Source organism: Geobacillus thermodenitrificans subsp. thermodenitrificans DSM 465, from assembly GCF_000496575.1.
In the GTDB taxonomy this organism is placed as follows: domain Bacteria; phylum Bacillota; class Bacilli; order Bacillales; family Anoxybacillaceae; genus Geobacillus; species Geobacillus thermodenitrificans.
Genome location: NZ_AYKT01000074.1, coordinates 1 through 315 on the forward strand (window position 1 = coordinate 1; position 315 = coordinate 315).

General features: G+C 46.3%; 2 tRNA genes. Both read right to left on the minus strand.

Features of this window, described 5'->3' with window-relative positions:
* Positions 1-42: 42 nt before the first annotated feature.
* A tRNA-Ser gene (locus DSM465_RS0118045) sits at positions 43-133 on the minus strand.
* 4 nt (positions 134-137) lie between these two features.
* A tRNA-Asn gene (locus DSM465_RS0118050) sits at positions 138-212 on the minus strand.
* Positions 213-315: the final 103 nt, after the last annotated feature.

The following is a 315-nucleotide window of genomic DNA, read 5'->3' on the forward strand; positions in this document are numbered from 1 at the left end:
CGGTGTCTTAACCACTTGACCAACGGGCCATGTTTTGATAAGTGGCGGAGAGCAAGGGATTCGAACCCTTGAGGCGCTATTCACGCCTACACGATTTCCAATCGTGCTCCTTCGACCACTCGGACAGCTCTCCAAGGTGGCTCCGCAGGCAGGATTCGAACCTGCGACCAATCGGTTAACAGCCGATTGCTCTACCACTGAGCTACTGCGGAATGGTTATCTTAGTTAGCTTTCCTTTAGACATTTATTATTATACTGATTAATGTTTATCTGTCAAGCATTTTTTCATTCCTTCAAAACTAGATAACCGTTTGG